At 42.3% G+C, this 20,798-nt stretch carries 24 protein-coding genes; 12 read left to right on the top strand and 12 right to left on the bottom strand.

Going from position 1 to position 20,798, the window contains the following annotated elements:
* Position 1 precedes the first annotated feature (1 nt).
* The 3 genes from AC1DU2_RS12120 to AC1DU2_RS12110 all read right to left on the bottom strand — a co-directional run bounded on the left by AC1DU2_RS12120 (position 2) and on the right by AC1DU2_RS12110 (position 2,133).
* A complete protein-coding gene (locus AC1DU2_RS12120) occupies positions 2-724 on the bottom strand; it encodes a carboxypeptidase-like regulatory domain-containing protein (RefSeq protein ID WP_477384667.1) in 723 nt (240 codons plus the stop codon).
* Positions 725-813: 89 nt separating this feature from the next.
* Positions 814-1,554: a carboxypeptidase-like regulatory domain-containing protein gene (locus tag AC1DU2_RS12115; RefSeq protein ID WP_477384665.1), complete on the bottom strand. Its 741-nt coding sequence runs from the start codon at positions 1,552-1,554 to the stop codon at positions 814-816.
* 12 nt (positions 1,555-1,566) lie between these two features.
* The gene (locus tag AC1DU2_RS12110) at positions 1,567-2,133 is read right to left on the bottom strand and encodes a hypothetical protein (RefSeq protein WP_477384663.1); all 567 of its coding nucleotides are present in this window, start codon (positions 2,131-2,133) and stop codon (positions 1,567-1,569) included.
* Between the two features lie 142 nt (positions 2,134-2,275).
* Between AC1DU2_RS12110 and AC1DU2_RS12105 the strand changes: the two genes are divergently transcribed.
* The 5 genes from AC1DU2_RS12105 to AC1DU2_RS12085 all read left to right on the top strand — a co-directional run bounded on the left by AC1DU2_RS12105 (position 2,276) and on the right by AC1DU2_RS12085 (position 7,911).
* Positions 2,276-4,273, top strand: a complete 1,998-nt coding sequence (locus AC1DU2_RS12105; protein ID WP_477384661.1) for a M1 family metallopeptidase — start codon at positions 2,276-2,278, stop codon at positions 4,271-4,273.
* 357 nt (positions 4,274-4,630) lie between these two features.
* On the top strand, positions 4,631-5,755 hold the full coding sequence (gene mqnC / locus AC1DU2_RS12100; RefSeq protein ID WP_477384659.1) for a cyclic dehypoxanthinyl futalosine synthase: 1,125 nt from the start codon (positions 4,631-4,633) through the stop codon (positions 5,753-5,755).
* A gap of 75 nt (positions 5,756-5,830) precedes the next feature.
* On the top strand, positions 5,831-6,382 hold the full coding sequence (scpB, locus tag AC1DU2_RS12095; protein WP_477384657.1) for an SMC-Scp complex subunit ScpB: 552 nt from the start codon (positions 5,831-5,833) through the stop codon (positions 6,380-6,382).
* Between the two features lie 139 nt (positions 6,383-6,521).
* On the top strand, positions 6,522-6,716 hold the full coding sequence (locus AC1DU2_RS12090) for a hypothetical protein (RefSeq protein ID WP_477362982.1): 195 nt from the start codon (positions 6,522-6,524) through the stop codon (positions 6,714-6,716).
* 76 nt (positions 6,717-6,792) lie between these two features.
* On the top strand, positions 6,793-7,911 hold the full coding sequence (locus AC1DU2_RS12085; protein WP_477384655.1) for a GNAT family N-acetyltransferase: 1,119 nt from the start codon (positions 6,793-6,795) through the stop codon (positions 7,909-7,911).
* Positions 7,912-7,939: 28 nt separating this feature from the next.
* Here the strand turns inward: AC1DU2_RS12085 and AC1DU2_RS12080 are convergent, their stop codons facing one another.
* Both AC1DU2_RS12080 and AC1DU2_RS12075 read right to left on the bottom strand, forming a co-directional pair.
* Entirely contained in the window at positions 7,940-8,281 is a 342-nt protein-coding gene (locus tag AC1DU2_RS12080) for a helix-turn-helix domain-containing protein (RefSeq protein ID WP_477362988.1), read from the bottom strand.
* Between the two features lie 253 nt (positions 8,282-8,534).
* Positions 8,535-9,392: a DUF4261 domain-containing protein gene (locus AC1DU2_RS12075; RefSeq protein ID WP_477384653.1), complete on the bottom strand. Its 858-nt coding sequence runs from the start codon at positions 9,390-9,392 to the stop codon at positions 8,535-8,537.
* Positions 9,393-9,594: 202 nt separating this feature from the next.
* Here AC1DU2_RS12075 and AC1DU2_RS12070 point away from each other — a divergent pair, with 202 nt between their 5' ends.
* A complete protein-coding gene (locus AC1DU2_RS12070) occupies positions 9,595-10,002 on the top strand; it encodes an Rrf2 family transcriptional regulator (RefSeq protein WP_477384651.1) in 408 nt (135 codons plus the stop codon).
* Between the two features lie 55 nt (positions 10,003-10,057).
* On the top strand, positions 10,058-10,702 hold the full coding sequence (locus AC1DU2_RS12065; RefSeq protein ID WP_477384649.1) for an NAD(P)-dependent oxidoreductase: 645 nt from the start codon (positions 10,058-10,060) through the stop codon (positions 10,700-10,702).
* 91 nt (positions 10,703-10,793) lie between these two features.
* Here AC1DU2_RS12065 and prmA read toward each other — a convergent pair whose 3' ends face one another.
* From prmA to mce, 7 genes are all read right to left on the bottom strand, one after another.
* The gene (prmA, locus tag AC1DU2_RS12060; protein ID WP_477384647.1) at positions 10,794-11,630 is read right to left on the bottom strand and encodes a 50S ribosomal protein L11 methyltransferase; all 837 of its coding nucleotides are present in this window, start codon (positions 11,628-11,630) and stop codon (positions 10,794-10,796) included.
* Between the two features lie 121 nt (positions 11,631-11,751).
* Positions 11,752-12,219 (bottom strand): hypothetical protein, encoded by a 468-nt coding sequence (locus AC1DU2_RS12055; protein WP_477384645.1) that lies wholly within the window; start codon positions 12,217-12,219, stop codon positions 11,752-11,754.
* A 139-nt stretch (positions 12,220-12,358) separates the two neighbouring features.
* Positions 12,359-13,123: a triose-phosphate isomerase gene (gene tpiA, locus AC1DU2_RS12050; RefSeq protein ID WP_477384643.1), complete on the bottom strand. Its 765-nt coding sequence runs from the start codon at positions 13,121-13,123 to the stop codon at positions 12,359-12,361.
* A 179-nt stretch (positions 13,124-13,302) separates the two neighbouring features.
* The gene (locus tag AC1DU2_RS12045) at positions 13,303-14,487 is read right to left on the bottom strand and encodes a putative sugar nucleotidyl transferase (RefSeq protein ID WP_477384641.1); all 1,185 of its coding nucleotides are present in this window, start codon (positions 14,485-14,487) and stop codon (positions 13,303-13,305) included.
* A 66-nt stretch (positions 14,488-14,553) separates the two neighbouring features.
* Complete coding sequence (locus tag AC1DU2_RS12040) at positions 14,554-14,802, bottom strand: type B 50S ribosomal protein L31 (protein ID WP_090646940.1); 249 nt, start codon at positions 14,800-14,802, stop codon at positions 14,554-14,556.
* A gap of 398 nt (positions 14,803-15,200) precedes the next feature.
* Positions 15,201-15,605 carry an SMI1/KNR4 family protein gene (locus tag AC1DU2_RS12035; protein WP_477384639.1) on the bottom strand — a complete coding sequence of 135 codons (405 nt, stop codon included), beginning with the start codon at positions 15,603-15,605 and terminating at the stop codon, positions 15,201-15,203.
* A 14-nt stretch (positions 15,606-15,619) separates the two neighbouring features.
* The gene (gene mce / locus AC1DU2_RS12030; protein WP_477384637.1) at positions 15,620-16,030 is read right to left on the bottom strand and encodes a methylmalonyl-CoA epimerase; all 411 of its coding nucleotides are present in this window, start codon (positions 16,028-16,030) and stop codon (positions 15,620-15,622) included.
* Between the two features lie 106 nt (positions 16,031-16,136).
* Here mce and AC1DU2_RS12025 point away from each other — a divergent pair, with 106 nt between their 5' ends.
* The 5 genes from AC1DU2_RS12025 (at position 16,137) to AC1DU2_RS12005 (ending at position 20,794) form a co-directional block, all read left to right on the top strand.
* Positions 16,137-17,348, top strand: a complete 1,212-nt coding sequence (locus AC1DU2_RS12025) for an IscS subfamily cysteine desulfurase (RefSeq protein ID WP_477363020.1) — start codon at positions 16,137-16,139, stop codon at positions 17,346-17,348.
* A 102-nt stretch (positions 17,349-17,450) separates the two neighbouring features.
* Positions 17,451-17,864: a Fe-S cluster assembly scaffold IscU gene (gene iscU / locus AC1DU2_RS12020; RefSeq protein ID WP_147059619.1), complete on the top strand. Its 414-nt coding sequence runs from the start codon at positions 17,451-17,453 to the stop codon at positions 17,862-17,864.
* A 161-nt stretch (positions 17,865-18,025) separates the two neighbouring features.
* A complete protein-coding gene (locus AC1DU2_RS12015) occupies positions 18,026-18,352 on the top strand; it encodes a HesB/IscA family protein (RefSeq protein WP_091144685.1) in 327 nt (108 codons plus the stop codon).
* A 743-nt stretch (positions 18,353-19,095) separates the two neighbouring features.
* Complete coding sequence (locus tag AC1DU2_RS12010) at positions 19,096-19,542, top strand: YybH family protein (protein ID WP_477384635.1); 447 nt, start codon at positions 19,096-19,098, stop codon at positions 19,540-19,542.
* Positions 19,543-19,972: 430 nt separating this feature from the next.
* Entirely contained in the window at positions 19,973-20,794 is an 822-nt protein-coding gene (locus AC1DU2_RS12005; protein WP_477384633.1) for a hypothetical protein, read from the top strand.
* Positions 20,795-20,798 lie beyond the last annotated feature (4 nt).

The following is a 20,798-nucleotide window of genomic DNA, read 5'->3' as shown; positions in this document are numbered from 1 at the left end:
CCTAAAATATCCTTTTTATTTTACGCCATAGGCGGTGGGTAAAAGAATATCTTACAGAGATACCTCCGGCTACAACATCAACCTGGTTAGCAAACGCTGGGTCAGCTTCCATTACAACTTTATAAAACTTATTGGGGGTTTCGCCTATTTTAAATCTTTGCGTTTTATATCCAATAAACGAAACAATAAGGCTATCTGCCGATGAGGGGACTATCAATTTAAAATCACCGTTGATACCTGTTGATGTGCCAAGGGTTTTATCGTTTAATTGAATATTGGCGCCCGGAATAGGCAAGGTATCATCTTTTGCAGTCACATGCCCTTTTAAAACAATCCAGCCTGTAGTATCAATTGCCTTCGCCGGTTTATTTTTGCACACTGTTGTAGAAAGTTGTTCTATAGGTGTTTTATATTTTGCTTCTGCCCTTACAAAGGGGATTAAACCGATAAGGGAAGCCGCTGCCAGTGTTTTCCTCCACAAACTGCTGTAGTTTGTACCACGCCCGATTTCGCGATTGATCTGTTGTAATTGAGTTTTGTTAAACCGGCCGCAAACATTGCCATTGCTGCCGAGAAAAGCAATAACATCGGCATTGCTCATTACTGTAAAATCGGCCACTGTTTTACGGCAATTCATACAATAACGACCGTCAGCAACTTCCATCATTTGATCCCATTGCTCATGGCAGGGTTTATGAATACTGATACTTTTTACCAACGACATGTGTAAAGGATGAATTTAAACTGGATTTTTTGTTGTGATAATTGGCTTAAAGATAAAAATAATAACACTTTTCATAAATGAGGTTAACATCAATTAAATATCTTCCGTATCGGCCTTTTAATGCATTTGTAATAAATCCGTTTGATAAGGGGCGTTCTGGTTACCACTACCTCGCCCAGCCAGGCATATTGCTCGGTAGTAAGTTTTACCTGGTAATTTTCATCCGCACAAATGTCAACCAGCAGCGTTTTGTATCCTATCAATGAAACCTGTACTTGTTTTGTGTCTGCCGGTATGGTTAGCCTGAATTTACCGGCTGAATCGGTTGTAGTACCTGTTACGCCCGATGGCGTTTTGACACTGACACCCGGCATATAAAAGTTTTGGTCGTCATATATGCGCCCGGTAATTGCCCTGGTTTCAGCAGCATTGGGTATCGCTACCTTGCCCAACATAAAACTATCTGCGTTGCCCGTTGGCTTAGGAACTTGCACTGTTATAGCCGGTTTATTTTGTGCTACAGCTTTAAATGATAAGGCCGAACTTGCTATGCCCATTATCACAGCCAGTCTTTTCCATCCGCTTGCAGCCGTTGCCGGGGTATAGGCACTAAATTGATGATTGAGGTTAGTTAACTGTTGCCCGTTAAACCTGCCGCAAACATTGCCTGTATTGCTTAGGTAAGCAATAACCTGGCTATTGGTCATGGTTGTAAAATCGGTAACAGTTTTACAACATTGGGCGCAGTGCCTGCCACTTTCGGCAGGCATCATTTGCTGCCACGATTGGTGACAAGGTTTAGGTATGTTGATGTTTTGGATAGTATTCATAATGGTTAAATTTTAATATTCGCGAAGCATATCATATATCGAAATCCAGACACGCACAATTGCAGGTTTCTTGAAGCCAACAACTGTTACGCCACCAACCCTACCCGAAAGGCCGTTAGCGACATATGCCAGTTGCAAATCGCCATCTTTTACTGCCGTTGCCACCGGATTGATATTTATATCAGCAGGAGTTAAATGTTTAGGTTGCATAAGTAACGTATCCCGGTGCTTTTGCCGTACGGCGGCTTGCTCTGTTTTGTGTTTCTTTTGCGCATTTGCCCTGGCAAAGGGTATAGCCATCAAAACGGCAGCTGCAAGGCCCACCCTTTTAAAAAAAATAAATGGCGTCGGCTTTTCTTGAAGTTGTTGATTTATCCGTATCAATTGGCCATCCTCAAACCGCCCGCATAAGTTGCTTTGCCTGCCCAGGTAGCCAATTATTTGGGCATCCGTCATCGCCGAAAAATCAACAACCATTTTACAACAACTTTGGCAGTGCCGGCCACCTTCAACGGGTAACATCTGTTGCCATAGCTCGGGGCAAGATTTGGTGATATTAATGCTTTTGGTGCGCGTCATTTCAATCTTTTTGTTCCAGGATGCAGTTAATTAAACTTTTCCATAAACGCTTTGTACTTTTTTTGAAATTTCTTGCATCTTTTTTATTGTCAAATAAAATTCCCGGCCAGCATTTGTATATTGCTGCCTTTAACTGACCCTCATGAAAATTAAATTTTTAGGCTTCGGCCTATTCGCACTTTTAGCTGTCAATTCCCAGGCACAAAAAACAAAAGTTAGCCCCGGCGATACCACATCCAACTACAATCCGGCCGCCTTATTTTCGCCGAAGTTTTATACCGATAAGGGCAACGAATTCCACTCGGCCAATGGCGAACCCGGTCCTAAATACTGGCAAAACCGGGCCAATTATACTATAAACGTAGCTTTAGATACCGCAAGCAAAACCATCAGCGGCACGGTAAGTATACTCTACATAAACAACAGTCCCGATGCTTTACAGTACTTGTGGTTGCAATTAGATCAAAATACCTATAAAAAGGAGGCGCGCTCTAACTTTTTCACCGGTCGTGTGCCGAGGCCAGATCAACATACCACGGGTTATACCATCGAGTCGGTGGCATTAGATTATGGCGATTTACTTGAGAAGGTGCCTTACGTAATCACCGATACCCGCATGCAGGTGCGTTTGCCGCATGCTTTGGGTAAAGGCTCTATAAAGTTGCGGATTAACTACCATTATACCATCCCGGGCGACTTTGGTAACCGTACCGATTATGTAAAAACCAAAAACGGAACGATTTACGAGATAGCCCAATGGTTTCCGCGCATGTGTGTATATGATGATAGCCGTGGCTGGGATACCTTGCCATTTTTGGGCGCAGGCGAGTTTTATTTAGATTATGGCGATTTTGATTACCAGGTTACCGTACCATGGGATATGATAGTAGCCGGTTCGGGCGAGTTGTTAAACCCCAAAGAAGTTTTGACGGCCAAACAAATTGCCCGCCTTGATGCCGCCCGCGCAAGCGATAAAACGGTAATGATACGCACCCTTGCCGAGGTTACTGATCCCGCAAGTCGCCCTGTTAACAAAGGCACACTTACGTGGCATTACAAGATGATAAACACCCGCGATGTGGCCTTCGGCGCATCAAAAGCTTACGTTTGGGATGCGGCAAGGGTTAATTTGCCGGGCGGCAAAAAATCGTTGGCCATGTCGGTTTACCCGGCCGAGAGCGTTGGCCCCAATGCCTGGGACCGTGCTACCGAATACCTTAAAAAATCGATAGAGTATTTTTCTGAAAAATGGTTTGTGTACCCCTACCCTGTTGCCATTAACGAAGCCGGTATTGCCGGCGGCATGGAGTATCCGGGTATTGTGTTTGACGGCATTACTGATAAAGGCAACGAGTTATACTGGGTAACCGCGCACGAGATAGGCCACAACTGGTTCCCGATGATCGTAGGATCAGACGAGCGCCGTTTTGGCTGGATGGACGAGGGCTTTAACACCTTTATAGATATCTACGCATCGGAGGAATTTAACAAAGGTGAATACGCCCCTAAGCGCGATGGAGAATATGCGCCCGGCGGCGGCAATCCCGCCGATGAGATCATCCCGATTTTGAACGACCCTGCATCGCCGCCTATCATGACGGCTGCAGATGCTACACCCGAAAAATATCGCCACCCACTGGTTTACTTTAAACCCGCATTTGGCCTGGTTTTGCTGCGCGAACAGATACTGGGTAAGGATCGGTTTGATTATGCCTTCCGCAACTACATCGCCAAATGGGCATTTAAACACCCGCAGCCCGACGACTTTTTCCGCTCGATGGAAAGCGGCGCGGGCGAAGATCTGTCCTGGTTTTGGAAAGGCTGGTTTTATAACAACTGGGTAAGCGACATTGCCATTACAGCAGCCCAAAACGTAGGCAGTAATGCTACCAAGGGCGTAAAAATAACCGTTGTGAGTAAAGAGCAACTACCAATGCCTTTCACTGTAGAATTAAAATATAAAGACGGCAGCAAAAAACGCCACTACCTGCCTGTTGAAACCTGGATGCAACGCAAAGTAGTAACGGTAATCCTCCCCGACGATAAAGATGTTGAAAGCGTTACCATCGACCCGGATAATGCTTTACCTGATTTGAACAGGGGTAATAATAGCGTAAAAGTGAGCCCCCCAGCCCCCTGAAGGGGGAGCAAAAAAGCAACTTAAAATTCGCCCTTTAGGGGTTACTGTGTGTACACATCTTTTTTAATAAAAGAAAATGTCATTTCGAACGAACCAGGGAGGGATTGGGGCGTTGGCGTGAGGAGAAATCCTGTACGATTTGCTTCGCAACCAGCCTGCCGGAATGCAGGGCGTATAAGATTTCTCCTCCCCCCTGCGCGCAAGCCACTTCTGGTTCGTTCGAAATGACAACTTTTTTGTTTAATGATACGATTTCTAAAAAGATGTGTACACATAGTAGCCTCCGGAGGCTATCATAAATTTGTCAATCTTACCTCAACGTTAAACAATTAATAAGGTAAAGCTTATCTTTGCTATATGAACACAGCCGATCTGTTGCAACGCGCTTTGCGGTTTGATTTTTTGACCCAGGAAGAAGGGGTCTATCTATATAATAATGCGCCTACTGCCGATTTAATGTACACGGCCAACGAATTGCGTAAAAAGCAGGTTCCGCATGGTAAGGTTACCTGGCAAATTGATCGTAATGTTAATACTACCAACGTATGCATAGCCAATTGCAAGTTTTGTAACTTTTTCCGCAGGCCCGGCCACGAGGATAGCTACATTACTGATATTGAAACCTACAAAAAGAAGATAGAAGAAACTTTCCGCTACGGCGGCGATCAGTTGCTGCTGCAGGGTGGTCACCACCCCGACTTGGGGCTTAAATTTTATACCGATCTGTTCAGCGAACTGAAACAGCTATATCCAAAGTTAAAACTACACTCTTTAGGCCCGCCGGAAATAGCGCACGTAGCTAAACTGGAGAATATGAGCCACATAGATGTACTCAGGGCGATGAAAGAGTCTGGGTTAGATTCACTACCCGGTGCAGGCGCCGAGATATTGAATGACCGTGTACGCCGCCTGATATCAAAAGGTAAATGCGGCGGCAAGGAATGGCTGGATGTAATGCGTGCAGCCCATCAGCTTAACCTGCCTACATCTGCAACCATGATGTTTGGGCATATTGAAACCATCGAAGAACGCTTTGAGCACCTGGTTTGGATCCGCGAGGTACAATCCGAAAAGCCGGATGGTCATTATGGGTTTGTAGCCTTTATACCCTGGCCTTTCCAGGACGATGGCACGCTGTTACGTAAAGTTCGTGGTATCACCAATAATGTAACCGGCGATGAATACATCCGCATGATAGCCTTAAGCCGCATTATGCTGCCTAATGTTAAAAACATACAGGCCTCATGGCTTACCGTTGGTAAACAAGTGGCCCAATTGTGCTTACATGCAGGTGCTAATGATTTTGGATCGATCATGATTGAAGAAAACGTAGTATCCGCCGCAGGCGCACCACATAGGTTTACAGCCAAAGGCATCCAGGATTCAATCAAAGAAGCTGGTTTTGAACCCCAACTGCGCACCCAAAAATACGACTGGCGCGACATACCAGTTGAAATTGAGGAACAAGTTATTGATTATTAAGTTTTGAGTGATGAGTTTTGAGTTTTAAGTATATCTGTTTATTACTCACAACTCATAACTTGCAACTCACAACTCATGGAAAAACATATAGAGGCACTCATCTTCGCATCTGAACAAGGTATACGGTTGGAAGAGATCATGTATTGCCTTCAGGCTGCTTTTGAACGCGATTTTACGGCCGATGAAGTGAACGAGAGTCTAAAAGGCATCGAGTTAAAATATAGCGACGATAACCTGGCTATCGAATTGGTAAAAGTTGGTAACGGCTACCAGTTTTTCACCAAAAAACAATATCATCCGGTTATCAACCTGTTGCAATTACAACGATCTAAAAAAAGATTGAGCCAGGCTGCTTTGGAAACCCTTGCCATTATTGCATATAAACAGCCGGTAACCAAAACCGATGTAGAACAAATCCGTGGTGTAAACTGCGATTATTCGATCCAAAAACTGCTCGAAAAAGAGCTGATAGCTATAACCGGGAAGTCGGAAGCGCTCGGAAAACCCATATTATATGGCACCAGCGGCCTTTTTATGGATTATTTTGGAATCAACAGCATACAGGAATTACCTCAGATTAAGGATTTTACAAGCACATCCGTAGCCATTGGCGAACAAACAGAATAATTTTTATTTCCTGTTTTTAATAAAAATGATTTTGATTATTTTTACTATTGAAACGGGAAATAAAAGCTTTAAAAAAATTCCTGCTTTTTGACCGATTTAAAGTATTATTGACAAAGTTTTACAAATAAAATCCATTACAATGGGAGCGCCAAAAAAACCAACCACTAAGAAGATCGACAATTCTGATGACGACCTTGATGACGATGACGATCTGAGTCTCGACCCTAAAAAGAAAAAAGTTGAAGACGATGATGATGATTTTGATGGGCCTTTAGACGACGATCTGGGCAGAGGTTATGATTCATTCGATGATGACGATGACGACGATTTTTAATCGTTGACGATACATAGCTCTATTTGTAAAGCATTCAGCACATGCCCTGAATGCTTTTTTTATATTTAGCCCTCCTATGATTATAACCGAAGTAAAAGATAAAGCATCAAAAAAAGCATTTTTAAACCTTGCACGTACGTTGTACAAGGACGACAAAAACTGGGTTTGCCCACTGGATAATGATATTGAAGCGGTATTTGATGCTGCAAAAAACAACTTCCACCAGGATGGCAAGTGCACCCGCTGGATTCTGGCCGATGATAACGGCAAGATAATCGGCCGTGTTGCTGCCTTCATCAATAATAAAAAAGCCTACCATTATGAGCAGCCAACCGGTGGCATGGGCTTTTTTGAATGCATCAACGATAAAAAGGCTGCTTTCCTGTTATTTGATACCGCAAAAAAGTGGTTACAGGATAATGGCATGCAAGCCATGGACGGGCCTATCAATTTTGGCGAGAATGATAATTTTTGGGGACTGCTGGTAGAGGGTTTCACTCACCCCTCCTACGGCATGAACTATAATTTTCCGTACTACCGGGCATTTTTTGAAGACTATGGTTTTAAAACACTGTACGAGCAAATCACCAATCACCTGGATGTAAACAAGCCTTTTTCTGAGCGGTTTACAAAAATTGCCAATTGGGTTATCAAAAAGCCGGGGTACGATTTCAGGCACTTCGAGATAAAGAAAATGGAGAAGTTTGCTGCCGACTTTATCGAGATTTATAACGATGCCTGGCAGGATTTTGAAAACTTTGTTCCAATTACCCAGGCTACCATTGCCGAAAGCTTTAAAAAAATGAAGCCGCTGATGGACGAAAAACTCATCTGGTTTGCCTACATCGATGATGAACCGGCTGCATTTGTTATCATTTTGCCCGATGCTAACCAGATGCTTAAACCTGTAAACGGCAAACTCGACCTGATTGGTAAGCTTAAATTTTTGTATTATCGTTGGAAAGGTGTATCGCGTATGCGGGCGATAGTAATGGGTACCAAGCAAAAATACCAGAAACACGGCCTGGAATCGGCGATATTTATTAAGCTTAAAGAATACGTTTTGCCTTTAAAACAATACGACGAACTGGAATTATCCTGGGTTGGAGATTTTAATGAGAAAATGATTGCCATTCATGCGGCCGTGGGGGCTACATTTGGCAAAAAACATTTAACAATGCGTTGTACATTTTAACCAAACCCGGTTGCAGCCGGGTTTAAATTTATGCGGTAGCTTTTGAGTGCCTAAGCTCTTCAAACAGCTCAATCACCTTTTTCTGCAGATCGATAACTTCGGTTTCACGATCCATTAAACGTTTGTTAACTGTTTCTAATTCGTTAACAAATTTTTGATCCTGATCGGAATCATTAAACGTAAGTAGCTGAACTACCGACATTTCGAACAAAGTTGCTATTTGTTCAAGCCTCGATAAATTAATGTCAGTAATTCCTGTCTCGATCTTCGAGAAAGCGGGAATGGAAATATCTAACCGTTTTGCAACATCCTCCTGGCTCCACCCTTTTTGATGACGTAATAGTCTGATTTTTTTTCCAAGTGTTTTCATGTGAATTCAATAATTGTAAAGGTTTCGCAAAAGTTAATTACCTTGCAATAATATTTATTATCACGCTAATTATCAACTAATTTGCACAATATTTTATTTAAAAACGCAAACAGACAAAATAAATCGCAATTACCTGCGTTACAGATCGCTAAGCAAGTTTCATTCATCCTTTTTTTAACATCAATGCCTAGCTGATAATCAATGTTCAAACTCGTAAAATACGCTGCTTGTGTCAGCTTAGTTAACATGAAATTTAGTTAGGCTGCACGTTGATAATAACCCGCTCCGGATCAAGGGGCGATACAGTTCTTTCGCATTTCCATTTGGTGCCGGCTATAGTACCTTCCAGCGTATTCCCGTTTTCTATCACATCTCCGTAGTCGTAAATATAATAAGCGTAATTCCATAACAACCCGGCAACTTCGCTAGCCTCAAAATCCACAAACCTCACCTGAAAATCAGGTAAACCAAGTGAATGAAGCCCAATGGTATCCATCAGTAATTCACCTTCCGTCGAATCGCTTATGTTATAAAGCCTTACGTTACATATGCTGTATAAAACCTCTTTTTCTGCACTATCCCATTTAAGTATCAAATCGGTAGGCTTAATTATTTTTTGGCCATGAAAAGAGTAAATAGCATCGGGTTTAGTGGCCCTGATTACAGCCACCAAAAAGTTCATAAACCAATTTACCCTTTGCTTATATTCAAGGGTTCGCGAAAACATATCGGTAACCAATACTTCGTATTTACATTCATTGGCCACCTCATTAGCCTCCTGCCAATTCCAGTTTTGCTGAAAAGCAGTTTCGGGCAAGCTTACATTTTCGTTTTGGGCTATAATACATTGTGCATATATAATTGCGTCTGCCAACTCAATCTTAACACCAGGGAAAGAAAACAAAAAAGAGTTCTCATTCTCCGAGCCCTCGATGTTTGTGAAATACGCTTTCGCTTCGGTTAATATTTTATTAAAATTAAGCTCTGGCTTATCAATAAAAAGCAATTTAAACATCAACAATTCAGGCGGATTCTCTAAACGCTGCAATCCAGCTGCCGGCTCATTCGCCGGTGGAGCAGGTTTCTTTTTAAAAATGTTAAATAGGCCCATAAAAAATTAAAGTGGTTCGGTTTACCTGTCCTAACGGGCAATTCAGGTGGCACAATATAAGCAAAGCTTCCCGTAAATGATTTTAGTGTCCGAGGTAAACGGCGAATTATCACAAAACTGTAATTAAAAAAATAACAGTTAAACATAGTTTGGTTTTTAAATTAACATAACTACCTTTGTACTGTAATAATTAAAATTACAGATGAACGGACAATTTCAGATAGCAGTACATATCCTTACCCTGCTTAATGCGCAGCCGGGCGAGCTTTTGTCGTCTGATTATATTGCCGGCAGCATCAATATCAATCCTGTGTTGGTACGTAAAGAAATTAGCAACCTGCGCAAATACGGTTTAATAGCCAGTAAAGAAGGTAAAGCCGGTGGCTATAGTTTGGCCCTGCCGCCCGATAAAATTTCCTTCAGCGATGTCTACAGGGCCGTAAAAGTTGCACCAGCCCTGGGCCAGGCAAAAAATAAACCTAACCCGGCATGCTCAATAGGGAAGCAAATAAGCCAACATCTGGATGATTTGGCCGAAGAGGTTGATACCACCATTTTTAACAAACTAAAAACAATGACACTGGCTGATTTCAGCAGCAAATTCGAGTAAAAAAAATTTACACAAAACTGTAACAAATTAAATTACAATATAAAAAACAACAATTATGAAATTAGCACTGATAGGCGCAACCGGCTTTGTAGGCAAAGCAGTATTAGCCGAGGCTTTGGTACGCGGATACGATGTAACCGCCATAGCCCGCAATCCTCAAACTATTGAAGTTAACAGCGATAAGCTTACAACCGTTGCTGTTGATATTTTTGACACCGATAAGCTTGCAGCTGCACTTGAGGGCCACGACGCCGTAGTGAGTTCGTTTAACGCAGGCTGGGCCAATCCAAATCTGTATAACGATTTCCTGAAAGGATCAGAACTTATTCAACAGGCTGTAAAACAATCGGGCGTAAAACGTTTATTGGTTATTGGCGGTGCGGGTAGTTTGTATGCAGCTCCTGGCTTACAGTTGGTTGATACCCCTCAGTTCCCCGCCGAATGGAAAGCAGGTGCCACCGCAGCCCGCGATTACCTAAACATCCTTAAAAAAGAAGAAGACCTTGACTGGACATTTTTAAGCCCCGCCATCAACCTGCACCCGGGCGAGCGCACCGGAAAATTCCGCTTAGGTACCGATGAACCCGTATTTGATGAAGCCGGCCATGCAGATATCAGTGTAGAAGACATGGCCGTTGCCATACTTGACGAACTGGAAAACAACCAGTTTGTAAAAAGAAGGTTTACGTTGGGGTATTAGGTAAAATTTGTCTGAACCAGAATTCATCGAATTATGGAATTTTTAGAATTCTTTAATTCTATAAATTCGACAAATTCCGGTTCAGACACTCTTACTTCACAAACTTGGCAGCCACCCAATCCTTATCCTTTTTGTGGATAATGTACTTCAGGCCGTATTTACGTGCCTCGTCGGTAATGATATCAAGGTCGGGCGATTCGTAGAAACCGCTGAAATAGATCTCACCTTCAGGTTTTAATACTTCGGCATAGCGCTTCATCTGGTCTAACAGGATGTTGCGGTTAATGTTGGCCAGTATGGTATCGTATTGCTCATCAGGTATCGCCTCTTTTGAGCCGCACAGCGGGGTAATATTTGCAATATTGTTTAAAGCAGAGTTTTCGATGGTGCTCTCGTAGCATACAGGGTCGTAGTCAATAGCAGTTACCTTTGCGGCGCCTAATTTGGAGGCCATAATAGCCAGGATACCAGTACCGCAGCCCATATCCAATACGTTTTTACCTGCATACTCATTTTCCAGCATCAGCGCCAGCATCATTGATGTGGTTTGATGGTGGCCGGTACCAAAAGCCATTTTGGGGTCTATCACTATTTCATACGGAAACTCCGGCTTGGCAGGATGAAAAGTTGCCCTTACATAAATTTTGTCGTTAATTTCTATCGGCTCAAAATTACTTTCCCAAACCTCGTTCCAGTTTTTTTGCGGGATAAGTGTTATCTCGTAGCTAAAAGTAAACAGATCACGATATGGCAATAGCTGTTCAATGAGCACAGCTTCATCAAAAGCATCCACCGGGATATAGGCTTTAAAACCAAGGTCCAGCTCCTCAAAAGTATCAAAACCAATTTCACCCAGGGCATTTATCAGCAAATCCTGCTGGTAATCTTCGGTAGTTATGGTGGTAAAAAGTAATTCGTAGTAGTTCATAAGATAATATTTTCATCACAAGTCATTGCGAGGCACGAAGCAATCGCGAACTTTGCGAGGTGAATATGCATGGTTCGCGATTGCCGCGCTGCGCTCGCAATGACATAATTTTTCTTTGCTTCTACTCTTCGGCAGCAACTGTTTCATGTTTGGTCTCCCGCTTCAGCTTAACAGCCTTCCCTGTTACTAAAAACAATATAAAAAAATTAATAGCCCAGTAAGCCAGCTGTATCATTAACATGATGGTAGTAAGCCCAATAAGGTTATCGTAGCCCGATTGATCGTCCCATATAAAATAAGCAATCCCGCCGGCGGCAAGCGCACAAACAACAGCTACAATTATAAATGTAACTAATGCCCCAACAGCCGACCGCAACACAAAGCTTTCCCAAACAGGCACAATAACAATCCATTGGGTAAGTATGGCGCAAATAAAGTATAAAGGCCAGCAGTAATAAAAGCAGGCCATAAATGCATGTACGTTACCCTCGCCCATATCCCCTATCTGCATAGTACTGGCATAAGCGCTTGTAATAACAAACACCGAAAATGCCATAAATGCAATAAGTGGCGGGAGAAAAGTTCTCATGTTTTAGATTTGAGATATTAGATGTGAGATTTGAGATTAACCCCAAATCTCACTATCTAACGTTCGATAGCTATTTCTGTTTGAGATATGATCAAACAGCCGGACAAGTGCAGCCCGTCTCATATCTCACATCTCAAATCTAATTAAACGCTTTAATGATATCCACAAAATCGCGCGATTTTAGGGACGCGCCACCTATCAGGCCGCCATCAATATCGGGGCAGGCAAACAGTTCGGCAGCGTTTTTAGGGTTGCAACTCCCGCCGTATAAAATGGTGGTGCTATCGGCAACTTCCTGGCTGTATTTGGCAGCAATTTCTTTACGGATAAACTCATGAATTTCCTGAGCTTGCGCTGATGATGCGGTAACACCTGTACCTATAGCCCAAACCGGCTCATAAGCTAATACAAGTTTGCCAAACTCGGCAGCATCTAAATGAAACACGCCTTCAACCAATTGCGTTTTAATTACATTAAAGTGCTCATTAGCTTCACGCTCCTGCAAAGTTTCACCGATGCAGAATATTGGGCGTAAATCGTGTTTTAAAACGGTATCAGTTTTTTTAGCCAAAAGTTCGTTGGTTTCGCCAAAATACTGGCGGCGCTCCGAGTGACCAAGAATAACGTAAGCCGCGCCGATAGATTTAATCATCCGGGCAGAAATTTCGCCGGTATAAGCACCGCTTTCGGCCTGGTGGGCGTTTTGAGCGCCAACAGAAACTTTATTGTAACCTTTTGCCAATTGCACCAGGCTGTTGATATGGATAAAAGGACTGCAAATAACCGCTTCCTGGGCACCGGTAACCTCGTCTTTAACCATGTTAATGATTTCGGTAAATACACCTAAACCTTCGTTATAGTCAAGGTTCATTTTCCAGTTTCCGGCAACAATTTTTTTTCTCATTGTGTTTATTTTAAGTTGATTTAGTTAGATTATGTTGATTGAGTTGGATTAGGTTGAATAAGTTGATTGAGTTGGACTGAGTTGGATTGCATTGCATTGAGTCGATTTAATTGGAAGATATTAAAACTTAATCAACCTAATCCAACTTAATCAACCCAATCAACTTACTCAACCACCCACTAAAACCTCCGATACTCCTCTGTTAATTCAAATACTTTGGCCAATATATTTTGTTCTACCTCGTCAAAATTGCGGTGGTCGCGGCGGTCAAATACTTTTTGGGCGGTGATAAACATTTTTTTGAGCGTGTAAACTTCAAAACCCTGTGCGCCTCCCCATGAAAAATCGGCCACAAAATTACGCGGGAAACCTGCGCCAAATACATTAGCACTAACGCCTACTACAGTACCGGTATTAAACATGGTATTAATGGCGCATTTTGAATGATCGGCCATAATCAAGCCGCAAAACTGCAGGCCTGTTTTACGAAAGCGCATGGTATTATAATCCCAAAGCTTCACCTCGTCGTAATTGTTTTTCAGGTTGGAGTTGTTGCTGTCGGCGCCGATATTGCACCATTCGCCAAGTACCGAGTTACCTAAATAACCTTCGTGCCCTTTAGATGAATAGCCCCAGATTACGGCATTGTTTAATTCGCCGCCAACTCTTGAGTAAGGGCCAACTGTTGTTGCGCCATAAATTTTCGCGCCCATTTTAACCTGCGAGTGCTCGCAAATGGCAAAAGCCCCCCTAATGTGGGTACCTTCCCAAATCTCGGTATTAGCAGATAGATAAATGGGGCCATTGGTAGTGTTAAATGTCGAGCATTCGGCAACAGCACCTTCTTCCGCAAAAAAATCGTTGCCAATAACTACGTTGGTAGCGCTTATAGCAGCACTCGTGCGGCCTTTGGTAAGCAACTGATAATCTTTCCGCAGTTCGATATCATTTTTCCTGAAAATATCTTCGGGATATTTTATTGATACAAAAAGAGAGGTGTAAGCTATAATTTTGTCGAAAACAGATTCGGGGTTAAAACTTTCTGCACCGGCCTGGTTTAATCGTACAGCCAACAACTGGTCGTTATATTTTAATGCCTCGCCTGTTTGCAAATTGCCTATAGCCTCCAGCAAACCTTCATCAGGGCAAACGGCGCCATTGATAAACAGGTTATCGGCCTCAACTTTTGCAGGGAATTTGGCCTGCAAATAATCAAGCGTATGGAATGAGGTGGTTGCATTTAAGTGCTTAGCCCATTTTTCGGCAATGGTCATAATACCAATGCGTAAATCGGCAACGGGCCGGGTATAGGTAAGCGGCAGTAAAGTTTGGTGTGCGTTATCGTCGAAAAGAATAAGAGCCATGGCGCAAAAATAAAAAAAGTCCCCCGATACGTCGGGAGACTTGTAAATATTTAATTAAACAAGCAATTATTTCTTGTTGTAACGTGTACGGAATTTATCGATACGACCAGCAGTATCAACCAGTTTCATTTTACCGGTATAGAAAGGATGCGATGTGTGCGAAATTTCTAATTTGATCAATGGATACTCGTTACCGTCTTCCCATTTAATGGATTCACGTGTATCGATGCAAGATTTAGTCATAAAGGCATATTCGTTCGACATGTCTTTAAACACAACTAATCTATAGTTTTTTGGATGCAGATCTTTTTTCATTATATATAAACTTATCTTCTGTAGTCTTTAAAAGAGGCGCAAATGTAATGAAATAATTCAAAATTCAAAAGGCAAAAGTAAAAAGAATTGCAGGCGGTATTTTGGTGCGGATTGCGAGGGTCGGATTGCGGGGTGCTTCAATCCACGTCATCTATCAAACATGTATCAAAAAATCCGCCGACCTGTTTCCCCCACCTCGACCCTCGCAACCCGCAACACGAACCTAAACGCTTCCTGTCCCCTTCGGGTCTCTCGATAGAGGACCTGAAGGGCCAATGCCAGTCGAAAATACGATGGCTGTATAAAACTCTGCTTATCGAATAAGATTGTGCTCCACATGCCTCAGGGTCCTTTTTCAAAGAGACCCTTAGGGGACGGAACTCAATTGGCAGTTTTAATTAAATAAAAATGCCATCCCATTCTTCACTAAAATAAATTTCCAAAAACTCTTTAAATGAGTTGGCAACTGTCTTGAAGCTATTGCCACAAATAACATACACTTCATTTTTTTCAGATGCCCCATCATATAATCTGATAGCGTAAGTCCATAAGTGACAAAAATAATCGCTAAAAACGAAGCATTCCTGATGCGTTGGCAAAGTGTTTACAATATCCCTGTAATCCCCCCAATCACCAACTTCATCCTTTACTGATTTGAATTGATCAATACCATAAAAGAAAAACATATCAAGGTTATAAACATGAACATTAAACGTTCGAAAATAATCTTTAAGATCATCGGGAATGATCAATTTATGATTTGATTCAAACGAAGCAATATCGTTTTCTATACCAGGATCCATCTTAATTCTTGATTCTAATCTCTTGACTCTATTTCCTGGCATAGCTCAATCAACACCCCATTCGCACTCTTTGGATGCACAAAACAAACCAACTTATTATCTGACCCTTGCTTAGGTTCATCATTCAGCAGCACAAAGCCTTCACTTTTTAACCGTTGCATTTCGGCAACTATATCATCTACCTCAAATGCAATATGGTGTATCCCCTCCCCTTTTTTGGCTATGAATTTGGCTATCGGGCTATCGTCATTCAGGGCCTGTAGTAGTTCTATTTTGTTGGGGCCTGTTTGTAAAAAAGCGGTCAGTACTCCTTCGCTTTTTACGGTCTCGGTTTTATAAACTGAAGTATTTAAAAGCTTTTCATATATGTTGCCTGCAACATGAATATCGGTTACGGCAATGCCAATATGTTCAACTTTGTTCATGTCCAAATATTGTAAATTAATGGTCAGCTTTGATAAAATACACTTTATTTTGAATGATTTTAAATAAAAACTTACTTATCTTTGTACTGTTAATATAGCACAGCACATGAATATCCCCATTTATTTAGATAATAACGCAACAACACCGATGGACCCACGGGTTTTAGAGGCAATGTTACCTTATTTTACCACAAAATTTGGTAATGCCGCCAGCCGTAACCATCCGTTTGGCTGGGTAGCCGAAGAAGGTGTTGATTATGCACGCGAGCAAGTGGCCAAACTGATAGGCGCAAACGAAAAAGAAATCATCTTCACGTCGGGCGCAACCGAATCAGATAACCTTGCCATTAAGGGTGTGTTTGAAATGTATAAAGACAAAGGTAACCACATTATAACTACCGTTACCGAACATAAAGCCGTACTTGACGCTTGTAAACACGTTGAAAAATTAGGTGGTAAGGTTACTTACCTGCCGGTTAAAGAAGATGGCCTTGTTGATCTTGCCGTATTAGAAGCCGCCATGACCAGCGAAACTATCCTGGTATCGGTAATGTATGGCAACAACGAGATTGGCGTTATCCAACCTATAAAAGAAATATCTGCAATTGCCCACAAATACGGTGCCCTGTTTATGACAGATGCTGTACAGGCGGTTGGTAAAATACCTGTTGATGTTAATGCTGATGGTATCGACCTTTTGGCACTATCTGCTCACAAAATATACGGCCCTAAAGGCGTTGGCGCATTATACGTTCGCCGTAAAGGACCGCGTGTTAAAGTTACCGCACAAATGGACGGTGGCGGCCACGAGCGCGGTATGCGTTCAGGTACCTTAAACGTACCGGGCATTGTTGGCCTGGGTAAAGCCTGCGAGCTTTGCGGCCTTGAAATGGAAAGCGAAGCCAAACGTTTATCTGCTTTACGCGATAAACTGGAAGCAGCTTTAACCGTATTGGAAGAAAGCTATGTAAACGGAAACGTTGAGCACCGCTTACCACACGTTGCCAATATCTCTTTCAAATACGTTGAGGGCGAAGGCTTAATGATGGCCATGAAAGATTTAGCTGTATCATCGGGTTCGGCCTGTACATCAGCTTCGTTAGAGCCATCGTACGTACTGAAAAGCTTAGGCCTGTCAGACGACCTGGCACACTCATCAATCCGTTTTGGCCTGGGCCGCTTTACTACCGAAGAAGAAGTTGACTACGCTGTTGAAGTAACCAAAAACTCGGTTACCCACCTGCGCGAACTTTCGCCACTTTGGGAAATGTTTAAAGAAGGCATCGACCTTGACTCCATTGAGTGGGCAGAACACTAAATACGTTATACGTAGTACGTTTTACGTGGTACGTTTTTTAATTCGATAAATTATAACAATCAACGTAATACGTAAAACGTACTACGTATAACAAACAAAAAAATGGCATATTCAGATAAAGTAATCGATCACTACACTAACCCCCGCAATGTGGGCACTTTGGATAAAAGCAGCCACAAAGTAGGTACCGGCTTAGTTGGTGCACCTGAATGCGGCGACGTAATGCGCCTGCAAATTGAGGTGGATGATAACAATGTTATCACCGATGCAAAATTTAAAACCTTTGGTTGCGGTTCGGCAATTGCTTCTTCGTCTTTAGCCACCGAGTGGTTAAAAGGCAAAAGCATCGACGATGCAATGAAAATTGACAACATGGATATTGTTGAAGAACTGGCTTTACCACCGGTAAAAATTCACTGTTCAGTTTTGGCAGAGGATGCCATCAAAGCAGCAATCAACGATTTCCGCGTTAAAAACGGTTTAGCGCCGATTGAAAGCGAAAAAGTACACCATTAATTGAGTAGCAAGTATCAAGTAGTAAGTATCAAGATTTTTGATGCATACTTTTAAGCTACCTTGATACCTGCCAGCTGAATTAAATGATACTATCAGGTAGTAACATATTTATTTAACAATCAAATCTTACTACTTGATACTTACTACTAGATACTAAGGGAATGGTAACTGTAACTGATAAAGCAAAAAGTAAAATAGAACACCTGATGCAGGATGGCGGGCTTGATGCCTCGTATTTTCTGCGTGTTTCTGTACAGGGTGGCGGTTGCTCGGGTTTATCATACAATTTGGATTTTGATAACGAAGAAAAAAAAGGCGACCAGTTTTTTGAAGACCAGGGCGTACGTATGGCACTGGATATGAAATCGTTCCTGTACCTTGCCGGTACCGAACTTGATTTTAGCGATGGCCTTAACGGCAAAGGCTTCAATTTCCATAACCCTAACGCCAGCCGTACCTGCGGCTGCGGCGAAAGTTTTTCTGTATAAAATTATATACTTTATATATAAAAGAGGCTCCTTATTGGGGCCTTTTTTTGTTTTGAGGCTTTTTAAAAGTTGTTTAAAAATAGATGAACTACTGGCATTGTTATGTTAACTTAAGGGTAAGCTGAGTTGTAAAATATTATAGTGACGTGTTTTTAAGTTGCTGATTGTTAGTATTATTAATTATGTCATTGCGAGGAACGAAGCAATCGCGAACTTTGTATGGCGGACTTGCACAGTTCGCGATTGCCACGCTGCGCTCGCAATGACATAGTTGTTGTGATGCGCTAAAGCCAATACGTCATCCCCATTTTTTTCAGGATCATCCTGATGGTTACTCGCAATGTTATGAAGGGGAAAGTGGCGTATATCGCATGTCGGCGAGTCGACTCACCCCGACGAGGCTCCGCCCGTCTGCCCCTCTCTCCGACTGCGTCGCATAGAGGGGCGGAAAAGTTTTTTTTTATTTTCTCAACCCTCTTTGCGGCGCAGCCGGAGAGAGGGTCGGCCAGCGTAGCGTAGCCGGGGTGAGTCGTAGCCAGCGTTCAAAGCCAATGTTTCTCAACCCTCTTTGCGGCGCAGCCGGAGATAGGGTCGGCCAGCGCAGCGTAGCCGGGGTGAGTCGTAGCCGGCGTTCAAAGCCAATGTTTGTCTAAAACCGAACTGTTTCATTAAAATATAAAAATTAAGCGCTATAACCGGGATAATAACTAACTTGTACCAAACACCTATTAACCATATCAGCTATGTCGTTCCTGTTTAAATTACCACTTCTATTGTTGTTAAGCGCACTGTTTGCCTTCAAACAGACAGATTATAAAGCGGACATAGAAATTATTAAAGCTTCAAGAGCAGCATCAAATAATGCCATTGCCAAACACGATGTAGATGGCATATCCAAATACTGGCTACCCGATTTTGTGCAAACTATAGGCAGGGGAATTACCACTACCGGGAAAGATAGCATAGCCGCAGGCTGGAAACAGCTATTTAAAATCAACAAAACCGTAGCTTATGTACGTACTCCCGTAACCATTACCGTAGGCGATAACGGCATCATGGCCTGGGAAACCGGCACCTGGACAGCCATAAACTCTTACAGCAAAGGCGGCAATTACTCGGCCATGTGGCGTAAAATTGATGGCAGCTGGAAATTACAGGCGGAGTTGTTTGTATCGTTAAGGAAATTATAACAAAGGGGGCAGTATCTTTGGAGGGCACCGAAAATACACTAATAAAGCCGGATGCACCTAATGCAACAGTGATCTTCAATCTCATATCTCAAATCTCACATCTCAAATCTCAAATCTATCGTGGCGCCAGGCTATCCACTCATACTGCACAGGCCTTCTTCACGGGCCGGTATCCGTTTCTATCCTTTACGCGAGCTGCGGGTATACAAATACACCCGGATGAAATTTAACATCCGGGAGTTGCATATTTATTACTTGGCATGGCGTTTACCTATCAGCAAGGCACACGCGACGCGTGTGCCAGTGTGAAAAGTACTTTCTACATTAGGAAGATGAATAACAGGATTTTATAAATTAACCGATAAAATAGGTTGAGGATAACTATTATTCTTGTGTATTTTTGATCTTCAATTTTAACCTAAACTAATCTATGAAAGAACAGATCCAATTCAATACAATTTATGTTATCCAATCGTTACCGAAGAGAGAGGTTCAAACCGGAACCAATTTATTCAACGATATTTTATTGAGACGAGCCGGTCTGATGCAGGACTTTCATGTTGACCTTGTTGATATTGTTAATTATCACCAATTGGACGAGGTTTTGAAATTAATAACTGATTCCTGTAGCCCAGATGGGATGCGTCCTTACTTACATTTTGAGGTACACGGAAATAAAGCGGGATTATCATTGAGTAATGGCGATCTGGTTACTTGGGAAGTACTGTATACCTATTTTGTAAAGATCAATAGGATATTGAAAAACCAGCTCTTTGTTTCATTGGCAACATGCTTCGGGGCGTATATTTTCCAAGTAATCAATCCGCTTGCGCAATCACCTCTATTTGCATATATCGGTCCGGCGAAGGAAATCTTGGTTGTTGACCTGGAGGCGGATTTCTCGGAATATTTTGATGCATTGCTTCAAACAAAAGATATTAATATCGCTATCGATGCTTTGAACCAACACAACGCAAATGCCAACAAATATGTTGTCAACTTTTCTGAAATGATATTTGACCAAGTGGCTGATAACTTCATTAATCAGTTTAAAGGCAGAGATACTCGACGCGCCAAAATTCAAAGTATGCTTAAAGTTGCCTGGAAGGACCACCAAGTAAGAAAGACCCATACGAAGGAGACATTAAGACATTATTTCGATCATCACCTGCTCCAGCGCCCCGAACATATTAGAAAAATGAAGGATTACTTTTTATTCAGGAGATCTACTCCTAATTTTCTTCTTCCGTAAAGTG

It is taken from the genome of Mucilaginibacter sp. P4_C11, from assembly GCF_056402115.1.
The sequence above is the reverse complement of the archived record's forward strand: the minus strand, read 5'-3'. Positions and strand labels throughout refer to the sequence as shown.

What these genes read in the sequence shown, in the direction of transcription:
- mqnC (WP_477384659.1), top strand. Translation starts at nt 4,631, where the DNA reads ATGAACACAGCCGATCTGTTGCAACGCGCTTTGCGGTTTGATTTTTTG.
- AC1DU2_RS12005 (WP_477384633.1), top strand. Translation starts at nt 19,973, where the DNA reads ATGAAAGAACAGATCCAATTCAATACAATTTATGTTATCCAATCGTTA.
- tpiA (WP_477384643.1), bottom strand. Translation starts at nt 13,123, where the DNA reads ATGAGAAAAAAAATTGTTGCCGGAAACTGGAAAATGAACCTTGACTAT.
- AC1DU2_RS12120 (WP_477384667.1), bottom strand. Translation starts at nt 724, where the DNA reads ATGTCGTTGGTAAAAAGTATCAGTATTCATAAACCCTGCCATGAGCAA.
- AC1DU2_RS12115 (WP_477384665.1), bottom strand. Translation starts at nt 1,554, where the DNA reads ATGAATACTATCCAAAACATCAACATACCTAAACCTTGTCACCAATCG.
- AC1DU2_RS12025 (WP_477363020.1), top strand. Translation starts at nt 16,137, where the DNA reads ATGAATATCCCCATTTATTTAGATAATAACGCAACAACACCGATGGAC.
- AC1DU2_RS12045 (WP_477384641.1), bottom strand. Translation starts at nt 14,487, where the DNA reads ATGGCTCTTATTCTTTTCGACGATAACGCACACCAAACTTTACTGCCG.
- AC1DU2_RS12065 (WP_477384649.1), top strand. Translation starts at nt 10,058, where the DNA reads ATGAAATTAGCACTGATAGGCGCAACCGGCTTTGTAGGCAAAGCAGTA.
- AC1DU2_RS12110 (WP_477384663.1), bottom strand. Translation starts at nt 2,133, where the DNA reads ATGACGCGCACCAAAAGCATTAATATCACCAAATCTTGCCCCGAGCTA.
- AC1DU2_RS12040 (WP_090646940.1), bottom strand. Translation starts at nt 14,802, where the DNA reads ATGAAAAAAGATCTGCATCCAAAAAACTATAGATTAGTTGTGTTTAAA.
- prmA (WP_477384647.1), bottom strand. Translation starts at nt 11,630, where the DNA reads ATGAACTACTACGAATTACTTTTTACCACCATAACTACCGAAGATTAC.
- iscU (WP_147059619.1), top strand. Translation starts at nt 17,451, where the DNA reads ATGGCATATTCAGATAAAGTAATCGATCACTACACTAACCCCCGCAAT.
- AC1DU2_RS12010 (WP_477384635.1), top strand. Translation starts at nt 19,096, where the DNA reads ATGTCGTTCCTGTTTAAATTACCACTTCTATTGTTGTTAAGCGCACTG.
- AC1DU2_RS12015 (WP_091144685.1), top strand. Translation starts at nt 18,026, where the DNA reads ATGGTAACTGTAACTGATAAAGCAAAAAGTAAAATAGAACACCTGATG.
- AC1DU2_RS12035 (WP_477384639.1), bottom strand. Translation starts at nt 15,605, where the DNA reads ATGGATCCTGGTATAGAAAACGATATTGCTTCGTTTGAATCAAATCAT.
- AC1DU2_RS12085 (WP_477384655.1), top strand. Translation starts at nt 6,793, where the DNA reads ATGATTATAACCGAAGTAAAAGATAAAGCATCAAAAAAAGCATTTTTA.
- AC1DU2_RS12090 (WP_477362982.1), top strand. Translation starts at nt 6,522, where the DNA reads ATGGGAGCGCCAAAAAAACCAACCACTAAGAAGATCGACAATTCTGAT.
- mce (WP_477384637.1), bottom strand. Translation starts at nt 16,030, where the DNA reads ATGAACAAAGTTGAACATATTGGCATTGCCGTAACCGATATTCATGTT.
- scpB (WP_477384657.1), top strand. Translation starts at nt 5,831, where the DNA reads ATGGAAAAACATATAGAGGCACTCATCTTCGCATCTGAACAAGGTATA.
- AC1DU2_RS12070 (WP_477384651.1), top strand. Translation starts at nt 9,595, where the DNA reads ATGAACGGACAATTTCAGATAGCAGTACATATCCTTACCCTGCTTAAT.
- AC1DU2_RS12080 (WP_477362988.1), bottom strand. Translation starts at nt 8,281, where the DNA reads ATGAAAACACTTGGAAAAAAAATCAGACTATTACGTCATCAAAAAGGG.
- AC1DU2_RS12105 (WP_477384661.1), top strand. Translation starts at nt 2,276, where the DNA reads ATGAAAATTAAATTTTTAGGCTTCGGCCTATTCGCACTTTTAGCTGTC.
- AC1DU2_RS12075 (WP_477384653.1), bottom strand. Translation starts at nt 9,392, where the DNA reads ATGGGCCTATTTAACATTTTTAAAAAGAAACCTGCTCCACCGGCGAAT.
- AC1DU2_RS12055 (WP_477384645.1), bottom strand. Translation starts at nt 12,219, where the DNA reads ATGAGAACTTTTCTCCCGCCACTTATTGCATTTATGGCATTTTCGGTG.